Raw genomic sequence first — 17,858 nt, 5'->3', positions numbered from 1 at the left:
CTTCGTAGGAGACGGGGTGTCGCTCGCGTGTCGCGACGGTTCACCCGGTACACCGGACGAAGCGGAAAAAAGGCTCAACCCGAAGGCAATTAATGTGTAACGTCCGTACGGCCGGCCACCGTTATCCAGAACGGCGTGACGCGCCGGATCCGGACCGGCAGGGTTTTTTCCAACAGGCGCAGGCTGCCGTCGATGTCGGCCAGGGGGAACGCGCCCGACACGCGCAGCCCGGCGACGGCCGGGTCGCAACGCAGCACGCCCCGGCGATACCGGCCCAGCTCGTCCACCAGATCGGCCAGTCGACCGTTGCGCACCGTCAACATCCCCTGCTCCCAAGAGGTCGAGGCGGGGTCGGCGGCCGACGCGGGTTCAATGGCGTCGGCGGTGAAACCCGTTTGCTGCCCCGCTTCAAGAATGGCCGCAGCCACTTCCACGCCCCGGCCTTCAGGCTGGATCCGCACCGCCCCTTCGAACACCGCGACGCGGATGGCGCCGCCATCGTCGCGCACCATGAACCGCGTGCCGAGCGCGCGTATCGTTCCCTGCGCCGTGCGCACGATGAAGGGGCGATATACCGGCGACGGGTCGCGCCCGGTCGTCAGCAGGATTTCGCCGGCGCGCAGCCACAGCACGCGCTCGCGAGCGCTTATCTGGATATCGACGGCGGTGGCCGTGTTCAATACCAGCCGCGTGCCGTCGGCCAGATCCAGCTGACGCCGTTCGCCCGTGGCGCTGCGCACGTCCGCCGTCCATTCCCGCCACGGCAACCCGCGCCAGCCGGCCACGGCGGCCGGCCCCAGCACCAGCATCGCGCCCAGCGCCCGGATGGCTTGCCGGCGAGCCGGGCGATCCAGGCGGCGCAGCGCCTGCCCCGCGATGGCGGGCGGCACCTGGCCGAAGCCCCGCAACATGTCTTCAACGCGCGCCCACGCCGCCTCGTGCGAGGCGCTGCGGCCGCGCCAGCGGTCAAAGGCGGCGCGGTCGCTGGCGGACAGAGTTTCGGACTGGAAGCGCACCAGCCAGCCGGCTGCCTCCTGCAACAGCGCGGGATCGATCGCGCCGCTCATGCCGCGTGGCTCGCAAACGCAATCAGGCAGGCGGTCAGCGCGCGCTGCATGTGGCGCTTGACGGTCGCCAGCGACACGCGCTCGCGCGTGGCAATGTCGGCATAGGTCATGCCATCGAATTGCGAGGACAGGAAGATCTCGCGCGTCTTGGCGGGCAACGCAGACAGCGTTGTGTCGATGGCGTGCAAGGTTTCCAGGATCTGCGCGCGGTGTTCCGGCGACGGCGCCTCGCGCGGCGGCAGCTGCGCGACCACGGCCAGATAGGCGTCTTCCAGCGCGCGGCGGCGCCAATGGTCCACGACCAGGCCCTTGGCGATGTGGGTCAGCAGCGCGCGCGGCTCGGGGCCGGCGCCATCCTTGCGACGGCCCGTCATCAAGCGGACAAAAGTGTCGTGCGCCAGATCGGCCGCGTCGCTGGAATTGCCCAGCTTCTTGCGCAACCATGTCGACAGCCAGCCGTGATGATCACGATAGAGTTTCGTGACGGAGTCGAAGGTGGATGAGTCGGGAGCAGACAAGACGCACCGGATGCAATATCGCAAATGGGAACGATTTTTATTTTATATCAAGCGCCGTCGAACGCACGCGCCTCCCTTCAGAAAATCCAGTTTTCGACCCTCGCAATCTGGTGCTTGCGACGGCTTAACTTCGCCTTGGCGCTCAGATAGAATCAAGCACCTATTCCCTTGCCCAAACCACCATGCAGAACCTTCCAACCTCCCCCTCTTTTCTCGCTGGTGGCGGCGAGATGGGCAGGATGGTGGCGCAATTCGATTGGGCCGCGACGCCCCTGGGCAGTTTTGAAGACTGGCCCTCGTCGCTCTGCGTGGCGGCCGGCATGGTGTTGTCGTCTCGTTTTCCGTGCTGCCTGGTCTGGGGCACTGAACTCATCACGATCTACAACGATGCGTTTCGGCCCATCCTGGGCGCCAAGCCCGAGGCGCTGGGCCGCGCGTTCAGCGATATCTGGGCCGAAGCCTGGCCCATGATCGGGCCGATCTGCGATCGCGCCTTCGCGGGCGAAGCGACCTTCATCGAAGACTACCCGCTGGTCATCGACCGATTCGGCCAGGCCGAGGAAGCCGCCTTCACCTTCTGCTACAGCCCGGTGCGCGACGAAACGGGCGCGGTGGTCGGCATGATCGACACGGTCATCGAAACCACCACGCGCGTGCAGGCCGAACGCGCGCAGGCCGAAGCCTTGCGCCAGGCCGAAGACACCCTGCGCCAAAGCCAGAAGATGGAAGCGGTGGGCCAATTGGCGGGCGGGCTGGCGCACGATTTCAACAACCTGCTGATGGGCATCGCGGGCAGCCTGGAGCTGATCAGCCTGCGTCTGGCGCAGCAGCGCCTGGGCGAGCTTGAACGGCATATCGAAGTGGCGCAGCGCGGCACCGAAAAGGCCGCGGCGCTGACGCACCGCCTGCTGCTGTTTTCGCGCAACCAGCCCTTGTCGCCGCAGGCGGTGGACATCAACCAGCTGGTGCGCGGCATGGAAGACCTGATCCGCCGCAGCGTCGGGCCGGGCATTGCGCTGGATCTGGCGTGCGAACCCAAGCTGTGGGTCGCCTGGGTGGACCCGCACCAGTTCGAGAACGCCCTGCTCAATCTGTGCCTGAACGCGCGCGACGCCATGGAAGGCCAAGGCCGCCTGGGCATCGAGACGGCCAAGGTCACGCTCAACGAACAGACTTCGCGCGAACGCGGCCTGCCCACGGGCGACTACCTGCGCATGACGGTGACGGACACCGGCTGCGGCATGACGCCGCAAACCATGAATCGCATTTTTGAACCGTTCTACACCACCAAGTCGTCGGGCCAGGGCACCGGCCTGGGCCTGTCGATGCTGTATGGCTTCGTGCGGCAATCCGGTGGGCAGGTGCAGGTCAATTCGCGCCCCGGACAGGGCACAGCCATGAGCCTGTACTTTCCGCGCTTTGACGGCACGCTGACGCCGGTTGAACTGGCGGCGCGGCTGGAGCCTCCTCGCGCCGCCGCTGGCGCGACGGTGCTGATCGCCGAGGATGACGTGTCGGTGCGCGCGGTCGTGGTCGAGACGCTGTCCGAATTGGGCTATGCCGTGATCCAGACCAGCGATGGGTCCAGCGCGCTGCGCGCCTTGTCCGCGCCGGGCCAGATCGATCTGCTGATCTGCGACCTGGGCCTGCCGGGCCGCATGGATGGGCGTCAGGTGGTCGAGGCCGGCCGCATGCTGCGGCCGGGCCTGAAGGTGCTGTTCATCACGGGCTCGGGCTCGCAGACGCTGACCGAAGTTGGCGCGCCCACCTTGTCCAAACCCTTTGCGCTGGATGACCTGGCGCGCCAGGTCCACGCGTTGATGGGCGGCTGATCTACAGCTTGGGCGCGTAGCGGAAGGTCAGCATGATATTGCGCGGCTGGCCATAGTAGTTGTTGCTGCTCAAGGTGTTGTAGGAAGGCACGAAGTACTTCTTGTCGAACACGTTGTTGACGTTCAGGCCGATGCTCAGTTCCGGCGTGGCCTGATAGCCCACGCGCGCATTCCAGATCGTGAAGCCCGCCAGCTTGAAGGCACGATCCGAGCTGATGGTATCGGTCTGCGTGTTGAGTCCCGCGCCCACGCTCAGGCGGTTCATCATGCCGGGCAGCTTGTAGTTGGCCCACAGCCGCAGCATGTGCTTGGGCGTCCAGGTGTTGAAGACCTCGCCCTGGTTGGTGGGATCTGACAGGTACTTGGTGGTGTTGTAGGTGTAGCCCGCGTACAGCTCCAGACCGCGCAGCACTTCGCCCGACACCTCTGCTTCCACGCCCTGGCTGCGCACCTTGCCCGAAGCCCGCGAGCAATACCAGCCGTCGCACGCGAAGCCGGCGTCGTAATCGTTGACCGCGCGATTCTTGTGGTCGTAGCGGAACACGGCAAGCAGCGTATTGATGCGGCCTTCGGCCAGTTCGCCCTTGATCCCGACTTCGTAGTTATTGCCTTCGATGGGTTTGAGCAGGCCGCCGTCCAGGCTGCGCTCGGTCTGCGGTTCGAACACCGTCGTGTAGCTGGTGTAGGCGGACCAGTTGTCGGTCAGCGAATAGACGATGCCGGCGTAGGGAATGAACTTGCCCGACGTGCTGGACGTCGTGGTGCTACCGCCGCTGTTGTAGGCATAGTCGAACCAGCCCAGGCGGCCGCCGCCGATCAGCGCCAGCGATTCGGTGGGCTTGACGCGCCACGTGCCATAGATGCCCTTCTGGCGGATGTCGTAGCGGCTGCGCGAATCGTAGCCGCTGGCCGCGGCAATCGAGTCGATATCCTGCCACGGGCGATGGTGATCCAGGTCGAATATATTGCCGCCCCCTTCCCATACGCGCGTGAAGCGGTCGTTCGTGGTCAGCTTGGAATAGTTCGCGCCCAGCACCACTTCCTGCTGCATGCCCAGCGCCGTGAAATTGCCGTTGACCGACATGTCCAGGCCACGCTGCTTGCCGGTGAAGTCCACGCCGAAATCGCCATACGACAGGCCGCTGCCATCGCGCTGCACGGAATTGGCGACGCGTTGGTGCACCGTCGTGTTCTTTTCGTTCATGGCGACGCCGGCCAGCTTGAAGCGCCAGTCATCATTGAAGCGATGCGTCACGTCCGCGTTGAAGATGGTCTGATCGTTCTTGGCGCGGTTCCAGGTGGCCCCGGTGTAGGTCGAACGCGGCAGGTCAATGGCCCCGCCATCGGCATAGCGCGGATAGCCCACGATCATCGGCCGCGAGCGGCTGTAGCGGTTGCTGATGCCGATGCCCACCGTCGTGTCATCCGTCACGTCGAAGTCCAGCGCGGCATACAGGTTGCGCGTCTTCTCCCAGACGTAGTCGATGTACGAATGGCTCTGGTCTTCGTCCAGCACCACACGGCCACGCAGCGTGCCTGCCTGATTCAGCGGCCCGCCGGCATCCAGCGTCAGACCGTAGTGGTCCCACGAACCGGCCTTGCCCGACAACACCACCGAGGGCTCCGCGCCGCCCCGCTTGCGCACCAGGTTGATCGCCCCCCCCGGGCTGCCCGCGCCCTGCAACAGGCCCGCCGCGCCGCGCAGGATTTCCACGCGGTCATAGAACACCAGCGAATCCTGCTCCCAGTTGCCCAGGCTGTAGCTGTTGCGCAGCAGGGAAACGCCGTCGTATTGCAGCAGGTCCACCGGAAAGCCACGGGAGTTGATCGCCACGCCCGCCCCCACGCCCTGCACGCCGACCATGCCGGCCGTATTGTTGATGGCGTCGGGCAGGCTGGTCATGACCTGGTCGTCCATGCGCTGGCGGGTCAACACCGTGATGGATTGCGGAATGTCTTTCAGCGCCTGCGTGCTTTTGCCGATGGTGACGGCGGGCGTGGTGTACGACCCCGTGCCGTCCGTCGTGGCGTTGTAGCTGCCCGTCACGGTCACGGGCGCCAGCGTTGCGGCAGCCTGCCCCGCTGCCGGCGCGGCTTGCAGGCGATAGCCGCCACCCGCGCGGCCCACGGCCTGCAAGCCCGTGCCTGCCAGCAGTTGCGCCAGCGCCGCGTCCACCGCGTGTGCGCCGGAGACGCCCTGCGTGCGTGCGCCAGCGGAAAGCGCCGGGTCGGACGCCACCATCACCCCCGCCTGTACGCCAAACGCCCCGAGGGCCGTGCTCAAGGGGCCGGCTGGAATGTCGAAGTTCACCGCGCGCGGCGTGGCGGCAGCCGCCTGGGCATGCACCGGCGACGGCCAGTTGGCCGCCAGCGCGATGAGGGGCAGCGCCAGATGCAAGGCAAGGCTCAGGCGGCTGCGCGGCAGGAAATGGCGACCCGGCATGCAGGCAAGAGGGATGCTGCGGGCGGACATGCGCTCGGGCGACGGCGCGCGAACAGGACGAGAAGACATAAAGGGAGATTCCTGGCTCATGGACGAAAGGCGCAGCGCCGAGCACCAACGATTTACGGGCTGCTTTCCTTCCATGACGCGCGGCGCGGCGCATTACGCCGTTCCGGTTACAAACTTCTAGGCCAGCCCCACCGACACCCAGTAACGGGTGAGTCGGCGCACGCGCACGGGCAGCACGTCTTGCAGCATGTCCAGCACGCGATCGGTGTCGGCCAGCGGAAACGCCCCCACCACCCGCAGCGCGGCCGCCTCGCCGGAACAACCCAGCCTGCCCGGCCGATAACGGCCAAGCTCCAGCAGGAAATCCGCCAGCGGCATTTCATCGGCGATCAACATGCCGTTGACCCAGGCCGACGATGACGCCTCAATCGGACGCCGCGCGTAGCCGCGCCCCGGTGAATAGTCCATCTGATTGCCCGCCTGCACGCGACGCGGCGCATCGGCCGCATCCGGTCCGCGCACGTCCACCGCGCCTTCCAGCACCGCCACTCGCAGCGCCCGGCCATCGTCCAGGTCGCGCACCACGAAACGCGTGCCGACGGGCGTCACGATGCCGCTGCGCGTGCGTACCTGGAACGGCCGGCCATGGGCGTCTTGCGCACTGGTCACCATAATTTCGCCTTCGCGCAGCACCACTTCGCGCAACGTGGCCGTGTAACGCAGGTCCACCGCGCTGGCCGTGTTCAATTCCAGCCTTGCGCCGTCCGGCAGGGTCAGCGCGCGGCGCTCGCCCGTACCCGTGCGCAGATCGGCGGACAGACGGCGGACCGCGCCGCTCTCGGCCGCCGCCCACGCCCCCAGCCCAAGCCCCGCCGCCGACACCATCCAGCGCAGCGTATTGCGGCGTGCCTGGATCAACGGCGCCTGGCGCAGCGTGTGCGCGGCCACGTCATGGCCGGCCTGGGCTACGCCCGTGGCCACATCACGCGTCAAGGCGGTCAGCCGCTGCCAGGCCAGTTCATGCGCCGGCTCGGCCCCGCGCCACTGCTCGAAGCGCGCGCGGTCCGCATCATTGGCGCCTTCGCGCAGCCGCGTCCACCAGTCAGCCGCCTGCCGCAGGACCTTGGGATCGACACGTCCCGCCTCGGGGGCGTGCGGGCGCAACAGATTTGCGCCATCGACAAGGCCGCGGCTCATCCGTAGACGGCGGTGTAGCAATGCACCAGCGCACGCGCCAGCGATTTCTGCACGGCGTTGGGCGTCAGACCCAATTGCTGGGCGATGTCGGCATACGACAGGCCGTCCACCTGCGCCATCAGGAAAATGCGGCGGCTGTTCATGGGCAGCGTGTCCAGCAATTGGCAGATCTGTTCCAGCGCTTCCAGAATCAAGGCGCGGTGCTCGACCGAGGGTTCCATCGCCACGGGTTGCAGGGCCAGCGATTCGGCATAGGCTGCTTCAAGCGCCGCGCGCCGCGCACGGCCGATGACCAGCCGCGTGGCGATGGTGCGCAGATAAGCGCGCGGCTCGTTCAAGGGTTCGCGCACATTGGCGCGGATCAGGCGCTCGAACGTGTCATGCGCCACATCGGCGGCATCGCAGGCGTTGCCCAGCTTGCGATGCAGCACATTGCGCAACCATTGGTGGTGCGCCTGATAGACCGATTGCACCTCGGCGTGCGGCGCGTAGGAAGAGGATGGCATGGCGGAGCGCCCCGGCGTCGCCGCCAGATATCCAAACAAAATGAAAATGATTCGCAATTATAGTTATCTTTGAATCGTTTTCAAGATGGGCATGGCGACGACGCCGGGTACGCGCCCGCGCGTCAGAACTTCGCGGTCAGATTGACGAAAACGCTGCGGGGTTCGCCGTAGTACACCTGGCTCGCGACGCCGCCCAGGTAGTACTTCTTGTCGAACAGGTTGTTCACATTGAGCTGCGCCGACAAGGTCGAGCTGAAGTCATAGCGCGCCATCAGGTTGTAGATTGCGTAGGCCTTCTGCTTGGCGGTGACGGTGCCCTCGCCCGCGCTGACCTGGCTGTAGGTGGAGATCTGCCAGTTGACGCCGCCGCCCACGGTCAGCCGGCTCCAGTCGCCCGGCAGGCGATAGGTGGTGAACAGCTTGGCCATCGCGCGCGGCCGTTCCGTGTTGACCGACACGCCCTGCGAATCGCGGCTGGTGTAGTACGTGCCACCCGCATAGGCGTTCCAGCCGGGCGCCAGCAGGCCGCTCACTTCCAGTTCGACGCCCTTGGTCGTCACGCCGTCGGCGGTCGTGTAGGCCTGGTCCATCGAGCCGGGCACCAGCGCATCGCCATCGAGCACCGCCACCTTGCTCTGCTTGACCTTGAACAAGGCGATGGACGTGTTCAGGCGGCCATCCAGGTATTCCCCCTTGATGCCCACTTCGTAGTTCTTGCCCTGCACCGGATCCAGGTAGTTGCCGTTGCGGTCGCGGTTGTCTTGCGGCAGGAAGATGTCGGTATAGCTGACGTAGGTGGAGTACGTGTCGTTGATGTCGTAGACGACGCCCGCGTAGGGGATGAACTTCGAGTCCTTCTGGTCGCGCGTGTCGGACTTGGATTCCCAGGTGGCGTAGCGGCCGCCCGTGATGGCGGTCAGGTTGTCGGTCAGCGACCAACGCACCGCGCCATACGCGCCTTGCTGGTGCGTGACCGTGTCGCGCAGCGTCGCATCGGTCCAGTTGGGTTGCGCGAACGAGCCATCCCATTGATAGAAGTTGCCGGTGCTGGCCAGCGATGCGCTTTCGAAGCCATAGCGGTAGAAGTCTTCGCCATAGCGGCTGCGCATGGCGCCCACCACCACTTCGTGCTTGCGGCCCAACAGGCTGAACGGCCCCTTGGCCTGCACATCCAGCGAGGTCTGATCTGCGTAGGAATTCCAATAGCCGGGCAAGGCGCGCAAGCCGGTGCCCGTTTCGCGGTCCAGGGCGCCATACAAATACAGCAGCTTGGCGTCGTACTTGCTCTTGCGATGCGACCAGTCGGCGCGCACTTCCCAATCGCTGTCGAAGCGATGCGACAGCGTGGCGAACATCGTCTCGTTGGTGGTGTGCCAATACGTCCAGTCGGCCGCCGTGGTCTTGGAACGCCGCCAGTCCGTCGGCGTGCCGTCGCTGAACACCACGGGCAGGCTGCCCCAGGTCGAACCGCGCGGGCGCTTGTCCTGGTAGTCGGCGCCGATGCTCAGGGTGGTGTTGGGCGTGAGGTCGGCGTCGATCACGCCATAGAACACTTTTTTATTGGCGTGGTACAGGTCGATGTAGGAATCGCGCCCCTGGTACACGGCGACCATGCGGGCGCGCACGCTGCCTGATTCATTCAAGGGCGTGGACATGTCCAGCGTGCCGCGATATTGATTCCACGACCCGAAGCCGGCGCTGACCGCGCCCGTGAAGGTCTTGCTGTTGGCGTGCTTGCGCACCAGGTTGATCGACGCGCCGGGGTTGCCCGCGCCCGTCATCAGGCCGGTCGCGCCGCGCACCACTTCGATGCGGTCATAGACGAACGAATCGTTGTCGGATTCGCCGTACATGGACAGGCCGATGGTGGTGGGCACGCCGTCGTATTGCAGGCTGTCGATGTAGAAGCCGCGCGACCAGAAGTCGGTGCGGTCGGAGTCTTCGCTGACGACCTGCACGCCCACCACGTTGCCCATCACTTCGTCCAGCGAGCGCAGGTTCTGGTCATCGATGCGCTGGCGCGTCACCACGCTGACCGACTGCGGCGTTTCGCGCAGCGACAGCGTCAGCCCGGTGGCCGCCGCCGACGCCGGCGTGGTGTAGGAACCGGTGCCCTCGGTCACCGTGGGATCGGAACTACCCAGCACGGTCACGGGCGCCAGGCTGGTCACGCCGCCCTCGCGCGTCAGGATGATGCTGTCGCCCTGCCAGCGGTACGCGACGCCCGTGCCTTGCAGCAGGCCGCGCAGCGCTGCTTCGGGCGCCATGCTGCCGCGCAGGCCGCGCGTGGACAGGCCGGCCACCACGTCCGGCGCGTAAAAGACGCGCACCTTGGTCTGCGCGGCCCATTGCAGCAGCGCATCGCCCAGCGGCTGCGCGCCGATGTTGACCGACACGTTGGCGGTCTGCGCGCGCGCCGGCTGGGGCGCGGCGCCCAGCGCCAGGCCCAGGGCCAGCACCAGGGAAGTAAGCATGAAGCGCGGGACCGCGCCGGCGCGGCGCGAGGCCGCCTGGGAATACCTGTCTGCTGAGTAAGTCACGACTACCTGCTGTTTCGGTTCGACGAGGGGGTGGCAAGGGACGGTCAATGAAGCTCGGCCCGATGCCTTCCTTCGTAGAACGAATCAATCGCAGATAAACCTGAATCTCATTCCCATTTATTTTGTAACGGCGGCGGCATCGCCCGTGATGGCGTGTATGTCGATGGTCCCGCCGGACTGCGTCGCCAGGCGCACCGGCGCGATGGCGGGCAAGGCGTCGATCAGCGCTTGCGGGCGGTCCAGCGGAAACGAGGCCGACACGCGCAAGCGCCCCGCCCTGTCGTCCGCCAGGCGCAGTGGCACAGGCAGATAGCGGTTCATTTCGCGCACCACCTCGGTCAGCGGCGCGTTCTTGAACTCCACGCGGCCTTCACGCCACGCCGTAGCCGACGACACATCGGCCGGCGCGGGCACGCCGATGGCGCCGCTGCCGGGCACGCGGATTCCGTGACCCGCGCGCAGCACGGCCCGGCCCAGGTTCCACCAATGGCCGCCCGATACCTGCACCGTGCCCGACTCGACCAGCACCGTCACGCGGTCCGGATCGCGGCGCACGTCGAACACCGTGCCGGTCACGCGCACGACCCCGCTGCCGGCATCGACGATGAAAGGACGCTGCGCGTCGGGCGCGACGGTAAAGGTGATTTCGCCGCTGGCCAGCGCCACGTCGCGCCGTTCGGCGTACAGGTTGACGGTGGCGCGCGTGCCGCCGTTGATCTCCAGTACCGACCCGTCGGGCAAGCTCAGTTGGCGGCGTTCGCCGCGTTCCGTGCTGACTGTGGTGGTGAACGATGGCGTCGGCGCGGGCAAGCTCCACCACACGCCCAGCGCCATGGCGGCCACCGCCGCACAGGCCAGCGCGATGCGCAGTGGCGCTCGCATGTGCCTTGCGGCGCGCGGCCGCGTCGGCACCGGGCCGCCCAGCAAGGATTGCACCTGCTCGCGCGACAGGCCTGCTGCCGCCGCGCCCAGCTGCTGCATGCGGTCGAATTCGCGCGCGCGCTCGGGGTGCTCGCGCCGCCACCGGGCGAAAGCGCGGCGGTCGCGTCGCGTCAGGTCGCCCGAATGCCAGCGCGCGAACCACCAGGCGGCGTCGCGCGAGTCATCCGGGCCAGGGTCGAGGTCGTCAGGGGAAGGCATCGTCATGGAGTGTATTCACGCAAACGGTCGCGCACATGTTCGATGGCGCGCATGACATAGCGCTCGATCATATTCTTGGACAGCCCCATATGCTGCGCGACTTCCGCCTGGGTCCAGCCTTCGATGCGGTTCAGCACGAAGGCCTGGCGGCATTTCGGCGGCAGTTCCGCCAGCACCCTGGCCAGATCGTCGGCCAGCCGCGCGGCGCGGACCGGCGCATCGGGGTCATCAACAATCAGTTGGTCGGCCTCGTTCAGTGCATCCAGCGGCACATGTTCAGCGCGGTCCTGCCGCCGCCATCGGTCGATCAGGCGATGCCCGGCCACCTGGAACAGATAGCCGCGCGCCTTGAGCGCTACGCCGGCATCCGCCTTGAGCAAACGCTCGACGGCGTCATGCGCCGCATCTTCCGCGTCGTGCCGATTGCCCGTGCGGCGGCTCCATACGCCCACCAGCTCGTCGTAATAGGCGAGCCAGCCGGTGCGGGTCGGGGTGGAGCGGGACATGGGCCGGACGGAACACGGGAAGAAACAGGGTGGCGAATTTTACAAATAATTCTCATTATCGCAACTGCTGTTTTTCCGAGACCGGCCCAGACGTCGATCAGGCGCGTTCAGTAATCCATCGGAATATGCGCCTGCGCCGCGCGCAATTCCTGGATGTGGCGTTCGGCTTCCTGCCTTTCCGCCGCCGGCGGCAATGGCCGCCAGCCCACCATGTTGCCCGGCGTCTTGACGGGCATCCAACCCAGCACGCTATAGAGCGAAATAGCGGTGTCGCCCGTGTCCAGGCGTGTTTCGTAATAGCCCTGCCTGTCCGGCGCGGTGTCGCCGGACATCCAATCCAACTGCGACATCCATGTCTCCTTGTGCAAGCGTCCTGGGCAAGCGCGCCCGCCCCGCGGGGACGTCGCTTGCCTGATCGTAAAGCGGGCGGTATGCGCCTATGCGTTCACCTTGCGCCCGCTTTGCAATTCTTGACAGAGGGAAATCCCTAGATTTGCGACGGCAGGGCGACTACTTGATGCCGATGAAGGGCAAGGCGGCGCCGGGCACCTGCGTGGACGGCAGCACGCCATCCCACTTTTCAACGGCATTCAGGCTGACCAGATTGGTGTTGGCGGCCAGCGCCTCGGCCTTGGCGCGGATGGATGCCGCCTCGGCGTCGCCGCGCATGCGGATGCCATCGGCTTCGGCCGTGAATTGCTGGCGACGCGCATCGGCTTCGGCCTTGGCCTTCACCACCTGGATCTCGGCGTTGATCATCGCCGTTTCTTTTTGCTGGCGCGTCGTTTCGATCTGCACCTGGGCCAGCATGCGCTGTTCGATGGAATGTTCATAGGCCTGCGAGAAGCCCACTTCCTCGATCTGCACGCCCACGACCTGCACCGGCGCGCCCTCCATCGTCTTGAGGACGGCGTTGTTCACGTCCAGGCCCAGCTTCTGGCGTTCCTGGATGGCGCGCACGGCGGTGTACTGGCCGAACACGTTCTTCACGGCGTCGGGCGTCTTGCGTTCCAGCACGCGCATCTGCAAGTTGTTGATGGTGCCGTATTCCGAGTACAGCTCGGCCACGTGCTCGGGCGGCACGCGGTAGGTGACCGACACGCGCAGGTGCGCCGGCTGCTGGTCATAGCTATAGGCTTCAAGTTTTTCGAACACGAACGTGTGGTCGCGCACCGAAACCGTCATCACGTTGTCGATGAAGGGGGTCTTGAAATCCAGTCCCGGTTCGGACACGCGCACCAGCTTGCCGTTGCGCAGCACCACGCCGCGCTCGCCCTGGTCCACCTGGAACCACGACCCGAACGCCAGGAACAGGATCAGGAAAAACAGGACGACAGCCCCAATGGCGACCTTCACGTTGCGCGGCTTGACCGCGCCGATCGTCTTGACCATCTGGATATCTGTGGGCTTCACTTTGCGTCCTTTTCTGATTTTGTACGTTTACGGTCCGAGAGCACGGCCGCGATGCCACGTGCGAGCAAATAGGCGACCACGGCCGCCCCCACCAAGATCAGGAAATAACGCATCGCGAGCCCCCCCGAGAAAGAAGCACCGGATTCTATCCCGTGATCGAAAGCGAATCGCCCTGCAAAACGCGACCAATGTTGCTAGACATTTCTGAACATTTCGAGGCGCCTAAATAAGGGTCGCACGCTTTGCTCGCAACAGGCCGCAGACTGTTACGCCATCATTTGCCGCTCGTCTGCTACCGTGGTTTTTCGCCCCCGCCGGCATTGCGCCGGCGCCAAAGACGGAGACCCGAATGCCTCGTCCTTCCGAGTCCACCCCCTTGATCGGCGTGATCCCCCCGTATGTGCTGGACCGCCTGGCGCAGCACACCGACGCCCGCGTCAGCATGCCCGCCGTCAAGACCTTGATCCTCGACCAGCAGCAGCGCGGCCTGCGCGACATGGCCACGCAGCCGCCGCGCGCCACGCTGGCGCCCGGCGCGAAGCCGTCGTCAGGCGGCTCGCCGCAACGCGCGATACACGATGCGCACAACACCACCACCTTGCCCGGCACGCTGATCCGCGCCGAGGGGCGCCGGGCCAGCGGCGACGTGGCGGTGGACGAAGCCTATGCGCACCTGGGCGCCACCTACAAACTTTTCTGGGAGGTCTACAAGCGCCACTCCATCGACGGCCACGGCCTGCCGCTGGTCGGCACCGTCCACTATGGCGAGGACTACGACAACGCCTTCTGGAACGGCGCGCAAATGGTGTTTGGCGATGGCGACGGCGAAGTCTTCAACCGCTTCACCGTTGCGCCCGACATCATCGGGCACGAGCTCACGCATGGCGTCATCGATTCGGAAGCCGCCCTGCTCTATCAAGGCCAGTCGGGCGCGCTGAACGAATCACTATGCGACGTCTTCGGCACGCTGGTCAAGCAATACGCGCTGAAGCAATCCGCCCGCGAGGCCGACTGGCTGATCGGCGCGGGCCTCTTCACCGAAAAGATCAGCGCCCGCGCGCTGCGCTCGATGGCCGAACCCGGCAGCGCCTACGACGACCCGCTGCTGGGCAAGGACCCGCAGCCCGCCCACATGCGCGATTATGTGGACACGCCGCGCGACAACGGCGGCGTCCACATCAATTCCGGCATCCCCAACCGCGCGTTCCACCTGACCGCCACCACGCTGGACGGCCCGGCCTGGAAAGGCGCGGGGCGGCTCTGGTACGACACCTTGTGCGACAAGCGCCTGCGCCACGATGCCGACTTCAAGACCTTCGCCGCGCTGACCGTGACCGTGGCCGCCGAACGCCACGAGGCCGCCGTGCAACGCGCGGTCGCGCAGGCGTGGGCCACTGTAGGAGTGCTGACATGATCGAACTGCCTCCCCTGGACCTCGCGCTGCTGGTGCGGCTGACTCGCGAAGGCGGCGTGGCCTACCTGCCGGGCCTGACGCAGCCGCGCAGCATCAATCTGGCGACCTGCGCGCCCGGCGTGCGCCAGGAAGTGTGCGAGGTGCTGCAACGCTCGGCCCCACTGGCCGTACCGGAATGCGGACAAGCCGGCGGCGACCAGCGTTACTTTCATATCGAGATCGTGATGGACCGCGACGAAGACACCGCCATCAGCTTCGATGTGCCCGAATCCCAGGCGCCCGAAACGCTGGTGCAGTTATGGAAGGCGCACGCGAATCCGGCTGGCTGATGCGTGCCGGCCTCATCGCACGCCGCGCGGCGCGCCGGCGCGATAACCGCCGATCTGAATCGCGCGCCCCGCGTACAGCCCGATGATCGCCATCGCCACGCACAAGCCGGCGCACATCGCCAAGATCACGCCCCAGCCGCCCAGGCGGTCATGCGTGGCGCCGACCAACGCGGGGCCGCTGGCCGCGAACAGGTAACCCACGCATTGCGCCATGCCGGACAAGGCCGCCGCCTGATGCGCATGGCTGGCGCGCAGCCCCACAAAGGCCAGCCCCAGGATAATGCCGCCGCCCGTGCCCAGGCCCAGCAGCGCGATCCAGAAGCTGGCCCACCCGGGCGCGGCGATCAGACCCACGAATGCCAGCAGGGACAAGACAGCCGAGCAGAAGGCCGCGGCGCGCTGATCCTTGAGGCGGCGCACGACAGGCGCCATGAACAAGGCCGGGCCTGCCGACATCAATTGCAGCAGCCCATGCAGCGTGCCCGCGCGTTCGGCCGAGTAGCCGGCGTCGCGCAAGATGGCGGGCAGCCAGCTGACGGCCACATAGAACACGAAAGAGTTGATGCCCAGGTACAAGGTGACCTGCCAGGCCAGCGGCGAACGCCAGAGGCGCGCGCCGTGCGGCGCATGCGCGGTCGTGGATGCGGGCGCCGTGTGCCTGGCCAACTGCGGCAACCACAACAGCAGGCCCAGCGCCGGCACGGCCAACAGGCACAGCGTTGAAAAACGCCAACCATCGTCCGACAGATGCGCCAGCGGAATGGCAATGGCCGACGCCGCGCCCGCCGCGATACCCATCGTCAACACGTAGGCCGAGGTCAGCGCCGCAATGCGCTGCGGAAAGTCGCGCTTGACCAGGCTGGGCAGCAACACGTTGCCGATGGCGATGCCCGCCCCGATGATTGCCGTGCCTGCGTACAGCCCCGCCGCCGCGCCCTGCGTGCGCACGACGATGCCAGCGGCAATCAATAACAGCGCGCCGAACAGCGTGCGCTCCAGGCCGAAGCGCCGCGCCAGCCCGGCCGCGAACAGCGAGACCACCGCGAAGGCCAGCAAGGGCAAGGTAATGAGCATGCCGGCCGCCGTGGACGACAGGCCCAGTTGTTCGCGGATCATGCCGGTCAGCGGGGCCACGCCCGTCACCGGCGCGCGCAGCGCCATGGCAATGCAGAGAATTCCCAGCAGGAGCCACGCCGGATGGTTGCCGGCGCGTTGGAAAGCAGATTGAGTTCGAGTCATGCGGTAGAGCTTACCCAGCCGCGCCTTTACCGAATTTCGAGACGATGACAAACTATCCTCAAATTCTGCCAACCCGCCGCGCGCCTTCCCATGCGACTGAACGAGATCCCGCAACCCCCCTACCACCCGGACTCCGCCACCCAGCAGGTGTTCGCGATGCCCGTAGACGCGGCGGACCAGGACAATGAATCGCCCACGCATCGCCACTCCATGGGTCAGTTGGTGCTGGCGCTGCGCGGCGGCGTCACGTGCTCGGTGCCGCAGGGCTTGTGGATGGTGCCGCCACAATGCGGCGTGTGGATTCCGGGCGGCATGCCACACAGCAATCGCGTCACCGCCAACGGCCGCGTGTGCTTTCTGTTCGTACCCGCCGACGTGGCCGGCCTGCCCGGCCAATGCTGCACGCTGACGATCACACCCTTGGTGCGCGAACTGATCGTGCACCTGTCTCAGTTACCCGCCGCCGACATCGACACGCCCGTCAACGTACAGTTGGCGCAAGTGCTGATCGAGCAACTGCGGCGCATGCCCGCCGAACACCTGCACCTGCCGCTATCGGACCACCCTCGCCTGCGCGACATCGCCAATGCGCTGAACGCCGATCCGGCCGACCGCAGCACGGTCGCGCAATGGGGCAAGCGGGTGGCGATGAGCGAACGCACGCTGGCGCGGCTGGTGCAGCAGGAAGTCGGCATGAGCTTCGGGCGCTGGCGTCGGCAGTTGCACCTGATCCTGGCCTTGCAGCGCTTGTCGGCGGGCGTGTCGGTGCAACGCACCGCCGATGACCTGGGCTACGAATCCGTCAGCGCCTTCATCACGATGTTCAAGAAGACGCTGGGCAAGACGCCCGCGCGCTACTTCGCGGACAAGGCGCTGCCAGGGTCGGAGTCGGCCGCTTAGGCTGCCTTCGGGCCCGCCACGATGAACAGGCGCGGGAACGGCAGCAGCACCGTGCCGTCGGCCATCGCGGGGTAAGCCTGGGCGATCAGTTCTTGATAGCGGGCCAGGAAGCTGGCCTGCTCCGTGGCATCCAGCGTGTCCAGGTACGGCCGCAGCGCGGTGCCCTTGAACCATTCCACCACCGCCGCCGCACCCGCCAGCGGATGGTGATAGGTGGTGCGCCACACATCCAACACGCCGCAATGCGGCTTGAGCAATTCGTAGTACCAGGCTGCGCTATGCCGGGGCGGATGTTTGACGCCGCCCGTCTTGGCCGCCCACGGCGCTTCGCCCGCCACCTGGCGCGCCAGCCGATGCGCGGGCTCTTCCATGTTGTCGGGTGTCTGCACGGCCAGGATGCCGCCCGGCGCCAGCTTGCCCACCAGACGCGGATACAGCGTGGCGTGGTCGGGCACCCATTGCAGCGCGGCGTTGGCCAGGATCACATCGTATTGCTGCGGCGGATTCCAGGTGGCGATGTCGGCAAGCTCGAATTGCAAATGGGGCAGGCGCTTGCGCGCGGCATCGACCATATCCTGCGAGCTGTCCATGCCGGTGACGACGGCGTCCGGGTAACGGTTGGCGAGCACTTCGGTGGAATTGCCGGGTCCGCAGCCCAGGTCCACCGCTTGCCGCACCGCCTGATTCGGCACGCTGGCGACCAGGTCGCGCACCGGGCGGGTGCGTTCGTTCTCGAACGCGGAATATTGTTTGGCGGACCAACTGTTGTTGCTCATGGCGGCTCCTGGAATCGCAACGGAATACG

The 17,858-nt window shown here is 66.4% G+C and carries 16 protein-coding genes; 4 read left to right on the top strand and 12 right to left on the bottom strand.

The features are described 5' to 3' along the window. Positions 1–89: 89 nt before the first annotated feature. Together API01S_RS15885 and API01S_RS15880 are read right to left on the bottom strand one after the other, a co-directional pair. Positions 90–1,067 (bottom strand): FecR domain-containing protein, encoded by a 978-nt coding sequence (locus tag API01S_RS15885; protein ID WP_061305221.1) that lies wholly within the window; start codon positions 1,065–1,067, stop codon positions 90–92. Beyond that, positions 1,064–1,585 carry a sigma-70 family RNA polymerase sigma factor gene (locus tag API01S_RS15880; RefSeq protein WP_061305219.1) on the bottom strand — a complete coding sequence of 174 codons (522 nt, stop codon included), beginning with the start codon at positions 1,583–1,585 and terminating at the stop codon, positions 1,064–1,066. Before API01S_RS15880 ends, API01S_RS15885 begins: the two co-directional genes overlap by 4 nt. Positions 1,586–1,767: 182 nt before the next feature. Between API01S_RS15880 and API01S_RS15875 the strand changes: the two genes are divergently transcribed. Further along, positions 1,768–3,417 (top strand): ATP-binding protein, encoded by a 1,650-nt coding sequence (locus API01S_RS15875; RefSeq protein ID WP_244976580.1) that lies wholly within the window; start codon positions 1,768–1,770, stop codon positions 3,415–3,417. A gap of 1 nt (position 3,418) precedes the next feature. Here API01S_RS15875 and API01S_RS15870 read toward each other — a convergent pair whose 3' ends face one another. From API01S_RS15870 to API01S_RS15830, 8 genes are all read right to left on the bottom strand, one after another. Beyond that, positions 3,419–5,929 carry a TonB-dependent siderophore receptor gene (locus API01S_RS15870; RefSeq protein ID WP_254598600.1) on the bottom strand — a complete coding sequence of 837 codons (2,511 nt, stop codon included), beginning with the start codon at positions 5,927–5,929 and terminating at the stop codon, positions 3,419–3,421. Between the two features lie 117 nt (positions 5,930–6,046). Then, a complete protein-coding gene (locus API01S_RS15860) occupies positions 6,047–7,066 on the bottom strand; it encodes a FecR domain-containing protein (RefSeq protein ID WP_061305211.1) in 1,020 nt (339 codons plus the stop codon). Further along, positions 7,063–7,572 carry a sigma-70 family RNA polymerase sigma factor gene (locus API01S_RS15855; RefSeq protein WP_039884484.1) on the bottom strand — a complete coding sequence of 170 codons (510 nt, stop codon included), beginning with the start codon at positions 7,570–7,572 and terminating at the stop codon, positions 7,063–7,065. The genes API01S_RS15860 and API01S_RS15855 overlap by 4 nt, the downstream gene beginning before the upstream one ends. Positions 7,573–7,694: 122 nt before the next feature. Continuing rightward, positions 7,695–10,046, bottom strand: a complete 2,352-nt coding sequence (fhuE, locus tag API01S_RS15850; RefSeq protein WP_167351718.1) for a ferric-rhodotorulic acid/ferric-coprogen receptor FhuE — start codon at positions 10,044–10,046, stop codon at positions 7,695–7,697. Positions 10,047–10,229: 183 nt separating this feature from the next. Further along, positions 10,230–11,258 carry a FecR family protein gene (locus API01S_RS15845; RefSeq protein WP_050729330.1) on the bottom strand — a complete coding sequence of 343 codons (1,029 nt, stop codon included), beginning with the start codon at positions 11,256–11,258 and terminating at the stop codon, positions 10,230–10,232. Beyond that, complete coding sequence (locus API01S_RS15840; RefSeq protein ID WP_061305207.1) at positions 11,255–11,758, bottom strand: sigma-70 family RNA polymerase sigma factor; 504 nt, start codon at positions 11,756–11,758, stop codon at positions 11,255–11,257. The genes API01S_RS15845 and API01S_RS15840 overlap by 4 nt, the downstream gene beginning before the upstream one ends. 107 nt (positions 11,759–11,865) lie before the next feature. Continuing rightward, positions 11,866–12,108 carry a hypothetical protein gene (locus API01S_RS15835; protein ID WP_006221378.1) on the bottom strand — a complete coding sequence of 81 codons (243 nt, stop codon included), beginning with the start codon at positions 12,106–12,108 and terminating at the stop codon, positions 11,866–11,868. A 160-nt stretch (positions 12,109–12,268) separates the two neighbouring features. Further along, entirely contained in the window at positions 12,269–13,150 is an 882-nt protein-coding gene (locus API01S_RS15830; protein WP_039883557.1) for a prohibitin family protein, read from the bottom strand. Positions 13,151–13,520: 370 nt separating this feature from the next. On the opposite strand from API01S_RS15830, the gene API01S_RS15825 reads away from it, so the two are divergent. Both API01S_RS15825 and API01S_RS15820 read left to right on the top strand, forming a co-directional pair. Continuing rightward, on the top strand, positions 13,521–14,585 hold the full coding sequence (locus API01S_RS15825) for a M4 family metallopeptidase (protein ID WP_006221380.1): 1,065 nt from the start codon (positions 13,521–13,523) through the stop codon (positions 14,583–14,585). Next, the gene (locus API01S_RS15820; RefSeq protein ID WP_006221381.1) at positions 14,582–14,914 is read left to right on the top strand and encodes a protealysin inhibitor emfourin; all 333 of its coding nucleotides are present in this window, start codon (positions 14,582–14,584) and stop codon (positions 14,912–14,914) included. The genes API01S_RS15825 and API01S_RS15820 overlap by 4 nt, the downstream gene beginning before the upstream one ends. A 12-nt stretch (positions 14,915–14,926) precedes the next feature. Here the strand turns inward: API01S_RS15820 and API01S_RS15815 are convergent, their stop codons facing one another. Then, complete coding sequence (locus API01S_RS15815) at positions 14,927–16,153, bottom strand: MFS transporter (RefSeq protein ID WP_156487113.1); 1,227 nt, start codon at positions 16,151–16,153, stop codon at positions 14,927–14,929. Between the two features lie 90 nt (positions 16,154–16,243). Here API01S_RS15815 and API01S_RS15810 point away from each other — a divergent pair, with 90 nt between their 5' ends. Further along, a complete protein-coding gene (locus API01S_RS15810; protein ID WP_050729333.1) occupies positions 16,244–17,053 on the top strand; it encodes an AraC family transcriptional regulator in 810 nt (269 codons plus the stop codon). Here the strand turns inward: API01S_RS15810 and tam are convergent. Further along, positions 17,050–17,829, bottom strand: coding sequence for a trans-aconitate 2-methyltransferase (tam, locus tag API01S_RS15805; protein WP_061305203.1), 780 nt, complete (start codon positions 17,827–17,829; stop codon positions 17,050–17,052). The two genes, API01S_RS15810 and tam, sit on opposite strands and share 4 nt — an antisense overlap. Positions 17,830–17,858: the final 29 nt, after the last annotated feature.

The organism is Achromobacter piechaudii NBRC 102461, from assembly GCF_001571245.1.
GTDB lineage: Bacteria > Pseudomonadota > Gammaproteobacteria > Burkholderiales > Burkholderiaceae_B > Achromobacter > Achromobacter piechaudii.
Note: the sequence above shows the minus strand (reverse complement) of the source record. Positions and strands in the feature narration are given on the sequence as shown.

Bases quoted from the DNA above. Each gene is read 5' to 3' on its own strand.
- API01S_RS15885 (WP_061305221.1), bottom strand. From the start codon at position 1,067: ATGAGCGGCGCGATCGATCCCGCGCTGTTGCAGGAGGCAGCCGGCTGG.
- API01S_RS15875 (WP_244976580.1), top strand. From the start codon at position 1,768: ATGCAGAACCTTCCAACCTCCCCCTCTTTTCTCGCTGGTGGCGGCGAG.
- API01S_RS15870 (WP_254598600.1), bottom strand. From the start codon at position 5,929: ATGTCTTCTCGTCCTGTTCGCGCGCCGTCGCCCGAGCGCATGTCCGCC.
- API01S_RS15860 (WP_061305211.1), bottom strand. From the start codon at position 7,066: ATGAGCCGCGGCCTTGTCGATGGCGCAAATCTGTTGCGCCCGCACGCC.
- API01S_RS15855 (WP_039884484.1), bottom strand. From the start codon at position 7,572: ATGCCATCCTCTTCCTACGCGCCGCACGCCGAGGTGCAATCGGTCTAT.
- fhuE (WP_167351718.1), bottom strand. From the start codon at position 10,046: ATGCTTACTTCCCTGGTGCTGGCCCTGGGCCTGGCGCTGGGCGCCGCG.
- API01S_RS15845 (WP_050729330.1), bottom strand. From the start codon at position 11,258: ATGACGATGCCTTCCCCTGACGACCTCGACCCTGGCCCGGATGACTCG.
- API01S_RS15840 (WP_061305207.1), bottom strand. From the start codon at position 11,758: ATGTCCCGCTCCACCCCGACCCGCACCGGCTGGCTCGCCTATTACGAC.
- API01S_RS15835 (WP_006221378.1), bottom strand. From the start codon at position 12,108: ATGTCGCAGTTGGATTGGATGTCCGGCGACACCGCGCCGGACAGGCAG.
- API01S_RS15830 (WP_039883557.1), bottom strand. From the start codon at position 13,150: ATGGTCAAGACGATCGGCGCGGTCAAGCCGCGCAACGTGAAGGTCGCC.
- API01S_RS15825 (WP_006221380.1), top strand. From the start codon at position 13,521: ATGCCTCGTCCTTCCGAGTCCACCCCCTTGATCGGCGTGATCCCCCCG.
- API01S_RS15820 (WP_006221381.1), top strand. From the start codon at position 14,582: ATGATCGAACTGCCTCCCCTGGACCTCGCGCTGCTGGTGCGGCTGACT.
- API01S_RS15815 (WP_156487113.1), bottom strand. From the start codon at position 16,153: ATGACTCGAACTCAATCTGCTTTCCAACGCGCCGGCAACCATCCGGCG.
- API01S_RS15810 (WP_050729333.1), top strand. From the start codon at position 16,244: ATGCGACTGAACGAGATCCCGCAACCCCCCTACCACCCGGACTCCGCC.
- tam (WP_061305203.1), bottom strand. From the start codon at position 17,829: ATGAGCAACAACAGTTGGTCCGCCAAACAATATTCCGCGTTCGAGAAC.